Origin of the sequence: Paenibacillus sp. FSL P4-0184, from assembly GCF_038004625.1 — a bacterium.
Classification (GTDB): domain Bacteria; phylum Bacillota; class Bacilli; order Paenibacillales; family Paenibacillaceae; genus Paenibacillus_AQ.
In genome coordinates, this window is the sequence record NZ_JBBORN010000001.1 from 1052238 (window position 1) to 1067726 (window position 15489).

Below are 15489 nucleotides of genomic sequence, written 5' to 3' on the forward strand. Positions count from 1 at the left end.
TCCCTCACCCCGCTGCGGAATGCCTCTCCCGATTGAGAATCATATGAAGCGTTCCACGAATACTCTCCAGCCTACATTTGTTCAAAAGCCTTCTTCCTTTGCTCCTTGAGAGAATAGAATCAGCCAGGATATACACGAGCTTAGCGGCTGTCTTTCCCACTAGAATTAGCTTGCCTTTTAGTCCTTCGCTTTTCATAGCGTTAGAAATACCTTGGCTATAATAGCGCCTCATAATCCAGTCTTCCGTCAAACGGGCCGCCGGAACGAAATGGTCAACCGCCATTTCCGGATGGTAGAGGATGGAATGCCCTTCTTTTTGAATCTGTCCGAATAACCAGGTCTCTTCACCGGAGAGTAGAGAATCACCCTTTCTTCCGAGATCTAGGGGAAAAAGACTGATGTCGAATACGAGCTTCCGCATCGCCATATTGGCCCCACAAGGATGAAGTTGCTTGGGATATTCCTTAATCCGGCTACCTAAATCAACAATCGTATACGGAAGCTCAAAGGGTTTAATCAACCAGTCTGGACGTTTACTTTCGAATATCGGAGCGATTTTGCCTCCCATAGCCATGACCTCCGGTTTACTCTCGAAAGTACTGACAATCGTTGTTATCCAACGCTGGCAAGGTATCGCATCATCATCGAGAAAGGCAATCAGCGGCGATTTGGAAGCCAGAATTCCTGTATTTCTAGCCGCTGAAAGCCCCTGCATAGGTTCCATCATGTAGCGGATATCCATATCAGCTCCATGCTTTCCTATAAACTTTTTGACGCAAGCTTCAGTATCATCCTTGGAACAGTTATCCACAACAATGATCTCCGCCTGCTCTAAGTGATCCAGCTTTAAAAGTGACTGAAGCGTCTTGATCAATAAAGGTGCTCTGTTGTAGGTACAGATGATAATGGAAAGCTTAGGAACGTCTCCGTATTCACGCATCGGCATTCACCTAATTTCCACATTATTAATAAGCATCTTTTGAACCGAGTAACATCAGTCCGGTTTTAGCAATGATTTTTAGATCCAGCATGGTGCTCCGAATATGGATGTAGGTTAAGTCCAGCTGTACCATTTCGTCGAAGCCGACACTGTTTCGGGCATTCACTTGCCAATATCCGGTACAGCCTGGTGTAACCGTCAAACGCTGTTTGTCATATTCCGTATACTGAGCCACCTCTTCAGGCAGCGGAGGACGAGGACCGACCAGACTCATTTGACCTATCAGCACATTCCACAGCTGAGGCAGCTCATCAATGCTCGTCTTGCGCAGGAATCTCCCTATTTGTGTGATCCGCGGATCGTTCTTAATCTTGAACATGGCACCGCTCACTTCGTTATAGGCCATCAGGTTTTCTTTTAACTCTTCAGCGTTACTAACCATGGATCTAAACTTATACATCGGGAATTGCTTTTCATTCTTCCCAACCCGGTTTTGCCGAAAGAACACCTTTCCTTTCGGATCCTCCAGCTTGATCAGAATCGCCACTACAACAAATAATGGCATTAACACGAGAAGACCAAGAGCGGAAAAAAAGATATCGATCATCCGTTTCATTATCAAATAGGACTCCGCTTCTTTCCTTCTCTCATCGGTATGCAGCATGTAAAGTTTCGGCAGGACCGCCTCGTAGTCTTCCGGCAGTTTTTGCATGCTCATCCTCCTCATCTAAAATTTTGCGAACTCAACTTAACTACTCAAGCTGGTTTGTCCCATTTTATTCAGCCATTCCGCCATTGCATCCATCACCGGATAGCGCAAATCTTCGCTCTGCAGTGCAAATTCAAGTGTTGTCAAAATATATCCAAGTCGCTCGCCGACATCATATCTTGTTCCGTCAAAATTATAGGCATATACCCGTTCGCTCTGATTCAGCTTTTGAATGGCATCTGTCAACTGGATCTCTCCGCCAGCGCCTTCTTCCATCAAATCGAGATACTTAAAGATCTTCGGAGTAAACACATACCGGCCCATGATCGCCAGATTGGAAGGTGCCGTACCTAGTGGCGGCTTCTCTACAAAATTGTTAACCCGATACAATTTACCGTCCTGCAAATCGGGTTCAATAATACCGTAGCGATTCGTGAATTCATCAGGAATCTCTTGAACTCCGATAACCGAGTTTTGTGTTTCTTCATATTGATCGATCAACTGCTTAAGGCAAGGTACTGCTCCTGTGACGATATCATCGCCTAACATGACACCAAATGGCTCATCACCGATAAACCGTCTTGCACACCATACGGCATGCCCCAGACCCTTTGGTTCTTTCTGGCGGATATAGTGAATTTCTACCTTGGCTGAACGCTGAACCTCTTTAAGCAGATCCAGCTTTCCATCTTCCAGAAGCCTAGACTCCAGCTCAAACGCATTGTCAAAATGATCCTCAATGGCTCTTTTACCTTTACCAGTAACAATGATGATATCTTCAATACCGGAAGCAATAGCTTCCTCAACAATGTATTGAATGGTTGGTTTATTGATAATCGGAAGCATTTCTTTAGGCATGGCTTTCGTTGCAGGAAGAAAGCGCGTACCTAGTCCTGCCGCGGGTATGATTACTTTTTTTACCTTTTTCATCGCACTTTACCTCCTAAAAGTTTTGTGAGCATTAGCTTCAATGATCCCACTTCGTACAAAACTCACTTCGAAAGCATAAACTTAAGTTTTGTGAGCATTAGCTTCAATAATTTGACTTAGAGCAAAACTTACTTCGAAAGCATAAACATTTACTTCGCCTGGTTCATGGCAATTCCGATTAGATTAGAGCCGGTCTGTTCAAGCAGCGTCTTCGCTTTGCGAATCGATTCCCGTTTGGACTTTCCGTATCTGGCCACCAGGATCACGCCGTCCGCTTGAGGTGCCAATATACGAGCATCACTGAAATCGACTGCCGAAGGAGAATCCAGCAGGATCAGATCGTAGTTTTCTTTTAGTTCCTCAAGCAAAGCGGTCATTTTGGGGTTCCCCAGCAAATCCGGCGGACTAACATGAGTTTTTCCTGCCGGGATGACTGAAAGATTGGCTAAGTTTCCGAGGACAGCGATGTTATCCGCTTCCTCTTGCCCACTTAAATAAGCCGCAAGCCCGTCACTTCCCTCTACTTCAAACACTGTATGAAGACCGGGATGTCGCAGATTGCAGTCCACCACCGCTACCTTCTTGCCATCCTGGACGAAAGACACCGCTAGATTTGACAAAATCGTCGTCTTACCTGCTCCAGCTTCTGCTGACGTAAAGAGTAGCACTTTTCCTCCGCTACCCTGCGCTATTCCAAGCTGGCGTATATATGTGCGTAGCGATCGGAACGATTCCGAGATATGCGAGGATGGATTAACGTCCGTAACCAGACTCTTATTTAGCCGCAACATAAGCACCCTCCTTCACTCTTGTGTTGCCGCCTGCTGCCTTACCCAAATCGCTTTTACGAATGGTTGCGATCGAAGCAATTACCGGAAGACCAAGGTCATATTCCGCTTCCTTTTCAGACCTTAATGTGCCGTTAAGAGTTTCCATCAGCAAAATAATTCCTAGGGCAGCCATAAGCGATACAACAAAGCTGATGATGAGATTCATCGCAAACCCGCCGTTCGAGGGCCCTGGAACATCAGTCGGATCGGCCGGTGTCAGCAAGGTCACATTGTCTACCCTCATCAGCGATGGCAATTCACGAATGAATGTCTGCGAAACCGCATTTACGATCCCGGCAGCTTTGGTGTAGTTTTCATCCTGAACATTGAGGTTGATCACCTGGCTCTTCTCTGAAGTTTTAATCTCAAGCTTCTGACTTAGTTCATCAGCCGTCAGACCAAACTCCGGGTGATTTTCTATTACGTTTTTCATGATGGTCGGTGATTTCATAATTTCCTTGTAACTCTCAATTAAATTCAGGCTAAAGCTCAAATCGTTAAGATTGTTGCTCTCGGGAGCCTTGGCAATATTGTTGACAAGCAGCTGTCCGGAAGCGGAATAGACGGGTTCAACGAAGTTTTTACTAACGTAGTAAGTCGTAGCACAGGAGATCAAAACGAACACCATGATGAGCCAAAACCTTTTTTTAATCAGGTTAATGTAATCCAGAATCGTCTTTTCCACAGTAACCCTCCTTCCGCTAAAATTACATTCTGAAAGCATTCATGAAAGTTTCAGTTGTTGCTTTAATTCTATCAATCCACACCATTCGCCACATGGCTCATACCATCACTTTCCTCTTCACTTTGGAGTAAGACGTTGTACTCCTTAAGAGGGGGGTGGGGTATACTTTAGCGCCATATTTAGGGCTAATTTAAGTTTTGACGCACAAAAAAACACGGACATCCAGTCCGTGTTTATATACAATGCTTATAAATTAGTTCAACTTTCACTCATAAGACATTTCATATTTGGTCAATCCGACAGCATTTGCGTAAAGCGCTGCCTGTGTACGATCTGCCACCTGTAATTTCGCTAAAATCTGACTGACATGCTTTTTCACTGTAAATTCACTAATAAAAAGACGTGAGGCAATTTCTCTGTTGCAAGCGCCCTGTCCTAGTTCGATTAAGACTTCCTTCTCTTTCGGGGTCAATTCATCTGTCGGACTGCTTTCACTCATTCGCATCTTATCTTCCATCAGACCAGGATCATAATACTTTCTTCCTTTATGGACCAACTGGATAGCAAATAGTAACTCTTCTGGCAATGCCTCTTTCAGTACATATCCGTCTACCAGCACTTCCTCAGCTTTCAGAAAATCCTCTCTGCTTGCAGAGGATGTCAGCAGAATAAACTTACTAACGATTCCACGAGCACGCGCTTTCTTGATGACATCAAGTCCTGATTCATCCGCTAGTTTAAGATCAATGAGTACAAGGTCAGGCTGCGTCTCCTCAATCACAAGAAGCGCTTCTTGGCCGTTCGTCGCCTCTCCAGCAAACTTCACATTCGGTTGCATCGAAATAACGGATGCCAGCCCTCTTCTAACTAGAGGATGATCATCTACAATGACGATTTTCATTAGAAACGACCTCCCGCCCTAAAGTTTATGCATTCTTTAATTCAGCTACACCCACAGGAATGGAAATCAAGATTCTCGTTCCCATATTTTCATTACTGGACAGCTGGAAGTCGCCACCTAGCGACTGCGTCAAATATTGCATATTCTTCATGCCAAGCCCACTCGCACTATCTTCGGATTCAATCCATAACAAATCAGTATCAAAACCAACACCATTATCACAAATCAATAATCGAATCCAAGTCGGCTTCAGAGACAGTTCTACATCCACTCGACTGGCAGCACCATGCCTGATGGCATTACCAGTGGCTTCGGAGATAATTCGAAAAAGCGCCTTGTGGTAAGGATACGGGAGACTGAAATCATCTCCCGTTATTTTTAATTCAATATCAACATCATTTAATCTGGATAAGCTCTTCAAATGTGATCTTACCATACCGAGCCATGTAGGCCCGCCACTCTTCTTGGAGCTAAGACTGTAGATCGTGATCCGCAGTTCTTTAGCAACCTTTGTAGCAGAGTCATGAATAAGCTCAATTTGTTCTTCTAGCTCATGATCTGACATTCTCTTCCACGATTCCTTCAGCGAATGCGTCGCATACACAATACCAAAAAGGCTCTGGGATACACTGTCGTGCATTTCATCCGCAATCCGGTTCTGTTCGTTCGTGATGATCAACCGGTTCTCAATCACACCAAGCTCATGCCTTTCAAGAATATTCGCACTTAGCTCAGATAAGAATATCAATTGTTGAATATACCATCTGCGGCCTTCCAGCCCCTCTGTAGACTCCAGCTTGAGTCCAATCATCCCTACAAATCGGGTGCTCATCCGTACAGGCATCAGCAGGAAATCTCCTAATCCCGGAAGATTTCTAAAAATAGGCTCTCGCTGCAATCTCCATTCATGTTCATGTTTTCCCAGCTCTGAGAATAAGAACTGTTCCTCTTCCTGCTGCCAGCCGGTCTGCCTGCTCTGCGGTGCTGGTTCTCCGCTTTTCTTGGCGAACCAAAACAAAGCCTTATCCAGCTTCGTTAGCTTAACAACATAATCGGTGATCACTTGACCGATATTCATGAAATCATGTTGGCTTGAGGTTTCCACGATATGGTACAGCGATTTGATATGCTCCATCGTCTCTTTCGTGCGAGCATTCGATTCTTCACGTTGCCGCTTCATCCGATTAACGATCTGCATTATTATAACCGTAAGTACCAGTGTTAGAAACAGATTCCCATTTACAAATACAATTTCCAAAAAAGTTTTGTTCGCAGAATTAATAAAAAAATAACAGAGCACCGCAAAAATACTGATGTAACTTAAAAGCAGCGACCATCCAAAATAAATGGACAATGAGCCCGCAGCAATCAATACAGGGTTTAGCACATAGAGCCTAAAGGAACTCTCATACCCACCGGTAAACAAGGTCAATGCAATAATTCCCACCATCTCTATACTAACAGCCAGGACGAGGGTCTTTGGCCTGCTTCGTAACCTCCGATAAAAAAATGAGAACGTTTGTGCAAACAGAAAGAGTATGGCAATAACAAGGGATTTATAAATTACGGAAGGTCCCGTTTTATCTAGAAGATACATGAGCGATGTGAGGGACAAAGAGAAGTACCGGTAATACTCAATCAGTTTGTCTTCTGCAGTTGGTTTGATTTTCATCCCACCACCCTATTCTCCAGTTTTTTTGGAAAATGCGAGATTGTACTGTGCTCGATAAAAGCATCATACATGAGAAAAATCACAATAACAAGTTGACATCTTCCATGTTTGCGCTTCCATTTGAAAAATAGTTACAAAAAATTAATTATTTTTTTAGAAGGTTTTATACCTAAAATTTGTAATTTTATCCACTATAGTTATTAAGAACTAACGTATTTATGTAATATTAACCCATAATTTTCAACATATCTTATAAAACGACAACAATTATACAATTATAACAATTCACATTGGGACTCTAGTAGTATGATGTCGATTTAAATGTTACTACGACAAAGCTGTGGCGCAATCCCCATATACTTTTTAAATAAACGTGAAAAATAGAATGGATCATTATAATGAAGCATGCCCGATATTTCTTTCACTTGTAATGAAGTGTTGAGAAGCAGCTTTTTGGCCTCAGCCATTTTAAGGCGGTGAATATATTCATGAAGTGGATACCCGCTACTACGCCGAACAAGACGACGAAGGGTGGACATCGAGATATGATGTTTTGCCGCAATTTGCTCTAGGTCCATTTCACCATAAATGCATAAATTCAGGTCCTCCCGAATCTGACGCATATAATCTGCCTGAGCATTCCAACTTTTTTCTTCTATTATAAAAGAACACTCCAATAGCATCCTTTCAACGAGTAGTGCGGCCCGATCCGCATCTGCAGGTTCTCCACTCTCCATTCGTTGTAGTACCTCTTCAAATAAGGTCGAAAGACCTATGATCGAATTCGCTTGGAACACATTCCCGCCAGCGATTAGACCCGACTCCAGCCATTCCGATACACGTGTCCCATTAAAATTAATATAATACTCATCCCAGCTCCCTCCAGGTGGTGGGCCGAAATTGTAACTGTATCCTGGGCGAAAAAAGAATAAGCTGCCTTCACGCACCTGCTGTTCTTTCCCTGAAGTCTCCATATAGGTGCCACCACCTGATACTATGTAAACAATAGCCCAGTGTTCAAAAACTACGCCTGAACGGAATAACGTTCTTCCAGGCAAATGGCCGGCTTGTCCTACTCTAATATTTTTAAGCTTCAGCTTAGAGGACTCAACCTTCGGATCAATAATTCGTATTGGATATGGACTGATCATATAATCCATGCGCTTGGACATTATAGACATTCCCCCCTCTGTTTAGTAGTGATAAGGTTATTGTGAAGTTGATCATATTCTACATGAATAAGAGGTGTCCACGCTATGCTTAATCATTCTACACTACTGCTTCTACCTAATCCGCGTGAAATCACATTGTCACAAGACTCATACCGTTTCCCAATAAGCGGAAGCATTGTGCTTCCTAGTACGGGAGAGCAAAGTTCAATGCCTGCTGCACAAAAGCTGCAAGCAGTGATTAAACAAGCCTTAAATCTTCATTTGACCTTATCTATTGGCACACGTCCAACGGTTGTATCCGCTTGTATCTTTAGCTATGTGCCGTCATTATCTGAGCAGGCATACGAAATAGTTATTGATCAGAGCGGTATCGTTGTCTCCTATAGCTCACCTGTCGGTGCCTTCTACGCAGTAGCCACTCTGAAACAAATCATTGAACAAAGCGGCAGGTCTATTCCTCATCTGCATATTCGCGATGAACCTGATTTTGGAGCTAGAGGAATAACCGTTGATATCAGCCGCAATAAAATTCCAAAGCAAGAAACCTTGTACCGAATCATTGACCTTATGGCCGATCTAAAGATGAACCAGCTTCAGCTATATATAGAAGGTACGCCGTTCGCGTACGAATCTTTCCCTCAAGTGTGGGAGCTTGAGACTCCAATCACAGGAGAAGAAATCTTGCTTCTAGATGCCTACTGTAAGGCGCGTTATATTGAGCTTGTTCCAAACCAGAACAGCTTTGGACATATGGAAGGCTGGCTTTCCCGTCCTGAATTCAATGATTTAGCCGAAATTCCAGAGGGATTTATGCTTCCCAAGGAATTGTACATGGGGGATGTATATCCAGAAGGACTATTCATGCATCCCGGTACGTTTGATACCGAAGATCCCGCCGTGCTCCCTCTGCTAGAAAAAATGTTCGACGATCTGCTTCCATACTTCTCCTCTAATCAATTTAATGTAGGCTGTGATGAGACGTATGAGCTTGGTCTTGGCAAAAGCAAAGCGCTGGCTGAATCACAAGGTAAAGGTCAGATCTATTTATCTTTTCTTCAGAAGATTTATGAGCTTGTTACGAAACGCGGCAAGACGATGCAATTCTGGGGCGATATTATTATCCAACATCCCGAACTGATCCCTCACCTGCCTAAAGATATTATTGCTATGGAATGGGGTTACAGTGCAGAACATCCTTTTGAGTCGGATACCCTCAAATTCCGTGAAGCAGGCATTCCTTTCTATGTCTGCCCAGGTACCAGCTCATGGAACTCCATTACAGGGCGTAGCGACAATATGTTTGCCAATCTGCGTAGTGCAGCTATTCATGGCAAAAATAATGGTTCTATCGGCTATCTCATTACCGATTGGGGTGATCACGGGCATTGGCAGCATCTCCCAATCAGCTACACTGGATATGTTTATGGTGCTGCGCTTTCCTGGAATGTAGATAACAATCTAGATGTAGACACTGCAAAATATTTAAATACATTCATCTTCGCGGATCGTTCCGAGGGTATTGGTCAATTACTTCTCGATCTCGGCAATTACTATCAGCTTGAATCCGAGATTATTCGTTCAAATGATACGGAAATGTCCCTGCTTCTTCGTACTAATCTCGACAATTTATTAATTGTAGAGAAACTTACCGAAGAGCATTTCAACAATCTCGAAGAATACATGCTCTCTATCGAGGCACGTCTCTCGGGGCTTGATCTTCAATGTGATGATGCTGATCTTGTTCTTAAGGAACTGAGTAACGGAATCCATTTTGTGAAGCACGCTGTGCAGCTTGGAAGAATTAAACTGCAGTTGGCATCCGCGCCAGATTCGATTGACCCTAATCTGATTACGGAGCAAATCAATGATTTGAATGTTCTTCTTCATCAATATCGTCTATTGTGGACCGAGCGCAACCGAATCGGTGGCTTAGATCAAAGTATTTGGAGACTTCTACGTCTTAGAGGTCAATACGAAGCATTGAAATCGAAGTAATTTCCTTTTCATAGCTGCAATTGGCGAGTCGAACGTTGAATTCAACGTTTCCGACTCGCTAAGCGCAGCTCTTCATATTGATTTTCAAGCATTTCCCGCTCCCGCTTTTCATGCTTTTCTCTGCCAATTCCCTCTTTCATGCTTTCCTCATCCTCATAGATTTGCCACAGATCAGAGAACAAATAATCTTTGATTTTTACTGTTTTTCCATTCAATATCCCATTGGTCCAAATAAGTCCCGCAGAGGTACGCATCACAATGCGGCCGTCTGGCGTTTCAGCCTTTTGCCCCATTCGAATAGTCATAAGCATTTGTCCAAAAGTATAACACTCCATTCGTCCTTAAACCTCCTAAATTTTAGTTGTAATGGAATAAAGAGAAGGATATAATCAGGGCGAAAGAACCAGTTTTTTGCAATTTTATTGTAGGAGGGATGCAATGGATTGGCTAAATGATTACGAAGAAGAACTCCGCTTAGTATTTCAAGAAAGTAGAAAGATCATCTCCGAATTTCCTGAGCCTCTAAATTCACAAGGCATGTCCTATCTTGAACATTTTAACGTATTCAATGCGGAAAGCCACAAAAATTACATATGTTATCTATTGCCCTTTTGGCTTCAGAAAAGCTGTGGGCTCTCAGCAGAAATTACCCGTCAAATGTCGATGGGCAATGTCTTCTTCATGCTATATTTTTTCATACAGGATGACCTGATGGACAGCAAAGAATCCTCTACATACGAAAGACTACCTTTAGCGAACCTACTCTATGTTGAATTTTTGAATATCTACAGACTTTTGTTTCCGAATGACTCCTCTTTCTGGACATCGTTCAATCGTTATATCGCTCAATGGGCAGACAGTGTTAGTAATGAGACCACCAGTGATTATTTTCTTAATGATCGGATCAAGATCCCTTATAAAGCCAGTCCGCTCAAACTATCCAGTACCGCTGCCCTTCTGCTATCTGGTAAGGATTCTCTTGTACCGCAGTCTGAGGAAATGATCGACTCTGTTCTACTTACACTGCAAATGCTTGACGACTATGAAGACTGGAACCAAGATTTATCAGAAGGCAGCTATAATTGTCTCCTCTCACTCACACGAAGCTATCTATCCACTGATAAAGCAACCACACTCACATCAAAAGAGGTCGAATTCTTCCTGTTTACAGCAAACGGACTACGTACCTATGCTGAGCTAGCGCAGGATACGCATCGCAAAGTAATGGCTTCCAGCTTAGATATACCTCATCTCCTAGCATTCCACTCCATGTTGGTGACGAACTTACAACAGATCTCAGATTCTATCGAAGCAGAAAAGCAGCTTTTACAAGGTGGAGGCTTGTTTTATTATTTGTCAAAAAATATACAATAATTCTATTATTTTGTAATAAAAAGAATAGTATTAGCACAATTGCTATGTTATATTATTAAAGGTAAATATATACATTTCTGAAAGGGTGATTATTATGTCAGAAGCAGTTCTTAGAAATCAAGTCATTCAAAAGGCATGGGAAGATCCAAGTTTTAAGCAAAGACTACTCGCAGATCCAAAAGCAGCTCTCCAAGAAGCGCTAGGCGTAATCATTCCCGACAGCGTTACCTTGAAAGCCGTTGAAGAAGGTTCAAATGAATTCTATCTTGTAATCCCACCAAGTCCATCATCAGATGTATTGAAAGCAACCGCAGCACCACGCGGTTCTTGGTAAGACAGCAGGATTAACCTCATAGGGAGTAGGAATCATCCGGAGCTTCTGCCAATGGCAGTATGGTAATGGATTCGGTTCCTACTCCTTTTTTGCTTGTAAATCTCACTTCACCTTGCATAGCTTCAATGATGCGGAAGGTGACCATCAATCCTAAACCTGTTCCTTTATTTTTCTTGGTGAAATATGGTTCTCCCAGTCGGTGCAGAACATCAGGGTCCATTCCTTCCCCGTTATCTTTGATGTGAATAATCACTTTATCATCTTCACCGTACACCGACATATAAATGAACCCTTCTTCACTGAATGATTCAATGCTGTTCTTGATAATGTTAATGAACGCCTGCTTAAATTTCGAGGAATTTCCTTTTACCCATAATTGACCGGATACATCCAGAATCATTTTTCCTCCATTGATGTGACACAGGGGTTGCATAATACTCTCAATATGTTTGAATTCATCATATAAATTCAGACTAGAGATTGTCTCAAATTCTGGTTTAGCAAAGGTTAAGAAATCTGTAATAATATTGGATGCACGATCTAGTTCACTTAGGGCCATTGACATATAAATTTGCTCTTCGTTAACGGATTTCTCGCTAAGCAGCTGAAGAAATCCCCGGGTGACTTGTAGTGGGTTTCTTACTTCATGAGCTACGGATGCAGCAAGCTCGCTAATGATCTCCATTTTTTCCGAACGCTCCAATTCATTGTTGAAACGCTCTAGTTCTCTAAAGTAATTAACAACCTGTTGATGGTTATAGGCTAATCTTCGTTCCAGAATTACGATCAAGGAAATAATGAAAGCAACCAGCCCCCACTTCCACAAGAACAAATCATAATTCCCTTTTTGGATGTAATACCATAATAATTCTGCAACTACAGTAAACGCAGCGGTTCCAAATCCAATGGCAAACACAATAGCATCTTTATTTCCTTTAAGAGAGAACATAACCACACATGCGATCAGCAGGATGAATTGGAGGATAAGGATAAACCCTATAATGGTGGTAGAAATAAAATAATAGAACTCAATATAGCGATTATTTGATAGGAGATTGATTATAAGACATAACAAACAAAAAGAAGAGTAAAGCACTTGAAATTGACGAAATTTTCGAATGATACTGAATTTACCACTACCGAATAATTTCTCAAATAAAAAGGTAAGCGCTGGGAGAAGTGAAAAAAGGGCTAAGTCTAAGCATACGTTACTAATTGGCCCCAATTTATTATAAAAGGTATAGATGAAGGGGGAGTAGGTTATAGAAAGGATTCCGGTAGCCGCTATAACCACTGCTAGTGAAGCAACACTGGAGAAATAATCTCTGTTTATGTATAGAGCACTTATAAATAGAACGATAGCCACCAGAAAAAAAGCGCAGCCCAAAATCACATCACTTAGTCCATTCTCAATATATTCATTAATTAATTGACTATGTTCACCGATCATTACACTTTTTTTAATTCCAATTCTGTCTTGCATGGTTTCTGTCCAGATATATAGTGTTTTCCCGTTATCTTCTTTACTTAAAGGCAACAGCAAAGAATAGTTATCCTTGATATATTTACGATTTTCCTCGAAGATCAAACGATCCTCCACATACACTTTCACATGAAGAGCATATAAAGTATCGATATACACCGAAGGAGACACATAACTTAAATCGGGTAAGGAAATGCGGGTCCAAGAAGAGGATACTCCTGAAGGTAACTCTGGGAGTTCCTTCTTAGAATCTACGTTCATCCAGCTTTGCTGGCCTTCACTCCACGGAATCTCTTGTCCTGCATTTCCTGTTTCATCCCCCCATTTCATTTGCCACTTTGTAATTTCTTGGGATGAATTTGGGTTCGCTGCCGATACAATAATAGATCCACAACCTATCAAGAGGAGTGAAAGGGTGATTGTAATGTGGAGTATTCTAACCATCAAGCGCATATAGGCACCTCAGAAGGAAGTTTCAGAAACAATATTCTGTGTGTTACTACTTCGCTCACTATGCTACCCTTTCCTTCTAAAAAACGGAATAATCATTAAATTCTCCTAATTTTTTCTAGCCGTTGGCAATTTAATGATAATCTCCGTTCCTTCCCCCTTCTCACTTTGAAACTCAGTTGTCCCTTCCATCGCCTCAATTATTCGGAAGGTTACCATAAGTCCAAGTCCTGTTCCTTTTGTTTTATTAGAGTAATAAGGCTCACCCAATCGGGCCAGTTCACTACCATTCATCCCTTCTCCATTATCACGTACACTAATCATTACATGGGCTTCGGATTTCCAGGCCGTAACTCTAATAAGTCCATTATCCTGCAAAGCTTCGATGCTATTTTTTATAATATTAATAAACGCTTGTTTAAATTTGGCAGATGATCCAATCACGCAGAGTTCCGACTGCAGGTTGAGTTCAATGACTCCCCCTTGCAAATTCGCAAGCGGAGCGAGAATACCCGACACATGCCGTAACTCCTCGGATACATCAAGCCTCTCAATGGTCTCTAGCCCTGGCTTAGCAAAGGTAAGGAAGTCTGAGATAATAACCGTAGCTCTATCCAGTTCTGCGATAGCCATCTGCATATATTCCCTCTCCTTATAATCTGAGCGTTCTCCTAGGATCTGAAGGAAACCACGGGTTACCTGTAAAGGATTCCGTACCTCATGCGCTACAGAAGCTGCCAATTCACTTATAATCTCCATTTTCTCGGAACGCTGTAAATCATTATTAAACGTCTCAAGCTTACGAGAATATTCAACGAGTTGTTCATGGTTTCTCGTAAACCTTCTCCCCAGAATGACGATTAAGGATAATACGAAAACCATCATCCCCCACTTCCACCAATATAATTGATAGGATTCTCTGGATATGTAGTATACGATCAATTCGACAAGAGATATAAATGCAAAGATTGTAAATCCTGTAGTAAAAACAATAGCATCCCCATTGCCGCGATAAGTATGAATAAACGCTAAGCTTACCAATAATATAAATTGCACAATCATAATGATGCCTAGAATATCAGCAGTCATGAATCTATAAAAGTCTTCCAGCTGATACGACAGAAGGATATTAATAACCATTAGTGAAAGACAGAATATAGAATAAACCAATTGAAACTTACGGAATCGGGTGACGATTTGTTTTTTCCCTGAACCGAATATTTTCTCAAAATAAAAGGTTACGGATGGCAACAAGGTGTACAACGCTAAATCAAAGAATACAAGCACGATTTTCCCATAATCCCCGAGGATGATCGGCAAAAACGAAGAATACGTAACCACTATGACTCCAATGGATAAGAGAATTAACACCAACAAAAATCCGTCCGTAAAAAATCCTTTTCTCAAGAATAATGAACAAATAAACAGAACAATAGCTATAAAGATAAACGTCATCCCAATGATGATATCCATTAAGCCCTGCTTCACATAAATGGACAACAGCTTACTGTAGCGATCTACCCTTATTTCGCCTTCTATTCCTAAATCCTTGCTTCCTCCGTGTGTCCATATGTATAGTTCCTTCCCTCCATCTTCTGTGGATAAAGGAATTAGAATTTTGCTGCCGTTGAAATTGTATTTATTCTCAGAATCATATACTAACGCGTTATTCACATAAGCTTTGACGCTATTTCCATAAACCTTATTAATGAATAACGCGGATTTCTCGCTCATTTGCGGCAAAGAAAACCGGAGCCACGCTGAGGATGTACCTTTTGGCGTCTCTGGTTTGTGATTATGAGGCGTTACGCGAATCCATTCATCATCTGAAGCTGCTACAGCTTCTTCGACAGTCTCTGCTTCTGTATTTCCAAATCTAATCTCCCAACTTGGCAGCGCAGAGTCTGATGATCCAGCACTCACTATCGCCGCACCGTAAGGCACTATTGCTGTTAGCAATAGAAATAATAGCAAAGTAGCTGCTATCTTTGGTGTTGGCAACTTCATCGTAGCA

General features: G+C 42.0%; 14 protein-coding genes. 3 read left to right on the forward strand and 11 right to left on the reverse strand.

Annotation, left to right across the window (positions count from 1 at the left end):
• Positions 1 to 4: 4 nt before the first annotated feature.
• From MKY52_RS04490 to MKY52_RS04525, 8 genes are all read right to left on the reverse strand, one after another.
• A complete protein-coding gene (locus tag MKY52_RS04490; protein ID WP_341050079.1) occupies positions 5 to 940 on the reverse strand; it encodes a glycosyltransferase in 936 nt (311 codons plus the stop codon).
• A 25-nt stretch (positions 941 to 965) separates the two neighbouring features.
• On the reverse strand, positions 966 to 1658 hold the full coding sequence (locus tag MKY52_RS04495; protein WP_042124430.1) for a sugar transferase: 693 nt from the start codon (positions 1656 to 1658) through the stop codon (positions 966 to 968).
• 30 nt (positions 1659 to 1688) lie between these two features.
• The gene (gene galU / locus MKY52_RS04500; protein WP_042185171.1) at positions 1689 to 2579 is read right to left on the reverse strand and encodes a UTP--glucose-1-phosphate uridylyltransferase GalU; all 891 of its coding nucleotides are present in this window, start codon (positions 2577 to 2579) and stop codon (positions 1689 to 1691) included.
• Positions 2580 to 2728: 149 nt separating this feature from the next.
• Positions 2729 to 3370 (reverse strand): CpsD/CapB family tyrosine-protein kinase, encoded by a 642-nt coding sequence (locus MKY52_RS04505; RefSeq protein WP_042185169.1) that lies wholly within the window; start codon positions 3368 to 3370, stop codon positions 2729 to 2731.
• On the reverse strand, positions 3354 to 4094 hold the full coding sequence (locus MKY52_RS04510; RefSeq protein ID WP_341050080.1) for a YveK family protein: 741 nt from the start codon (positions 4092 to 4094) through the stop codon (positions 3354 to 3356). The genes MKY52_RS04505 and MKY52_RS04510 overlap by 17 nt, the downstream gene beginning before the upstream one ends.
• Before the next feature lie 265 nt (positions 4095 to 4359).
• Complete coding sequence (locus tag MKY52_RS04515) at positions 4360 to 4995, reverse strand: response regulator (protein WP_042185164.1); 636 nt, start codon at positions 4993 to 4995, stop codon at positions 4360 to 4362.
• 25 nt (positions 4996 to 5020) lie between these two features.
• On the reverse strand, positions 5021 to 6667 hold the full coding sequence (locus tag MKY52_RS04520) for a sensor histidine kinase (RefSeq protein ID WP_042185158.1): 1647 nt from the start codon (positions 6665 to 6667) through the stop codon (positions 5021 to 5023).
• A gap of 317 nt (positions 6668 to 6984) precedes the next feature.
• On the reverse strand, positions 6985 to 7839 hold the full coding sequence (locus MKY52_RS04525) for an AraC family transcriptional regulator (protein WP_341050082.1): 855 nt from the start codon (positions 7837 to 7839) through the stop codon (positions 6985 to 6987).
• Between the two features lie 84 nt (positions 7840 to 7923).
• On the opposite strand from MKY52_RS04525, the gene MKY52_RS04530 reads away from it, so the two are divergent.
• Positions 7924 to 9834, forward strand: a complete 1911-nt coding sequence (locus MKY52_RS04530; protein WP_341050083.1) for a family 20 glycosylhydrolase — start codon at positions 7924 to 7926, stop codon at positions 9832 to 9834.
• 41 nt (positions 9835 to 9875) lie between these two features.
• On the opposite strand, the gene MKY52_RS04535 is transcribed toward MKY52_RS04530, so the two are convergent.
• Positions 9876 to 10169, reverse strand: coding sequence for a hypothetical protein (locus MKY52_RS04535; protein WP_341050084.1), 294 nt, complete (start codon positions 10167 to 10169; stop codon positions 9876 to 9878).
• A 103-nt stretch (positions 10170 to 10272) separates the two neighbouring features.
• On the opposite strand from MKY52_RS04535, the gene MKY52_RS04540 reads away from it, so the two are divergent.
• On the forward strand, positions 10273 to 11208 hold the full coding sequence (locus MKY52_RS04540) for a hypothetical protein (protein ID WP_341050085.1): 936 nt from the start codon (positions 10273 to 10275) through the stop codon (positions 11206 to 11208).
• Positions 11209 to 11302: 94 nt separating this feature from the next.
• Positions 11303 to 11542 carry an NHLP leader peptide family RiPP precursor gene (locus MKY52_RS04545; protein ID WP_170880314.1) on the forward strand — a complete coding sequence of 80 codons (240 nt, stop codon included), beginning with the start codon at positions 11303 to 11305 and terminating at the stop codon, positions 11540 to 11542.
• A 16-nt stretch (positions 11543 to 11558) separates the two neighbouring features.
• On the opposite strand, the gene MKY52_RS04550 is transcribed toward MKY52_RS04545, so the two are convergent.
• Together MKY52_RS04550 and MKY52_RS04555 are read right to left on the reverse strand one after the other, a co-directional pair.
• Positions 11559 to 13469, reverse strand: coding sequence for a HAMP domain-containing sensor histidine kinase (locus tag MKY52_RS04550; protein WP_341053337.1), 1911 nt, complete (start codon positions 13467 to 13469; stop codon positions 11559 to 11561).
• A 114-nt stretch (positions 13470 to 13583) separates the two neighbouring features.
• Positions 13584 to 15482, reverse strand: coding sequence for an ATP-binding protein (locus MKY52_RS04555; RefSeq protein WP_341050086.1), 1899 nt, complete (start codon positions 15480 to 15482; stop codon positions 13584 to 13586).
• Positions 15483 to 15489: the final 7 nt, after the last annotated feature.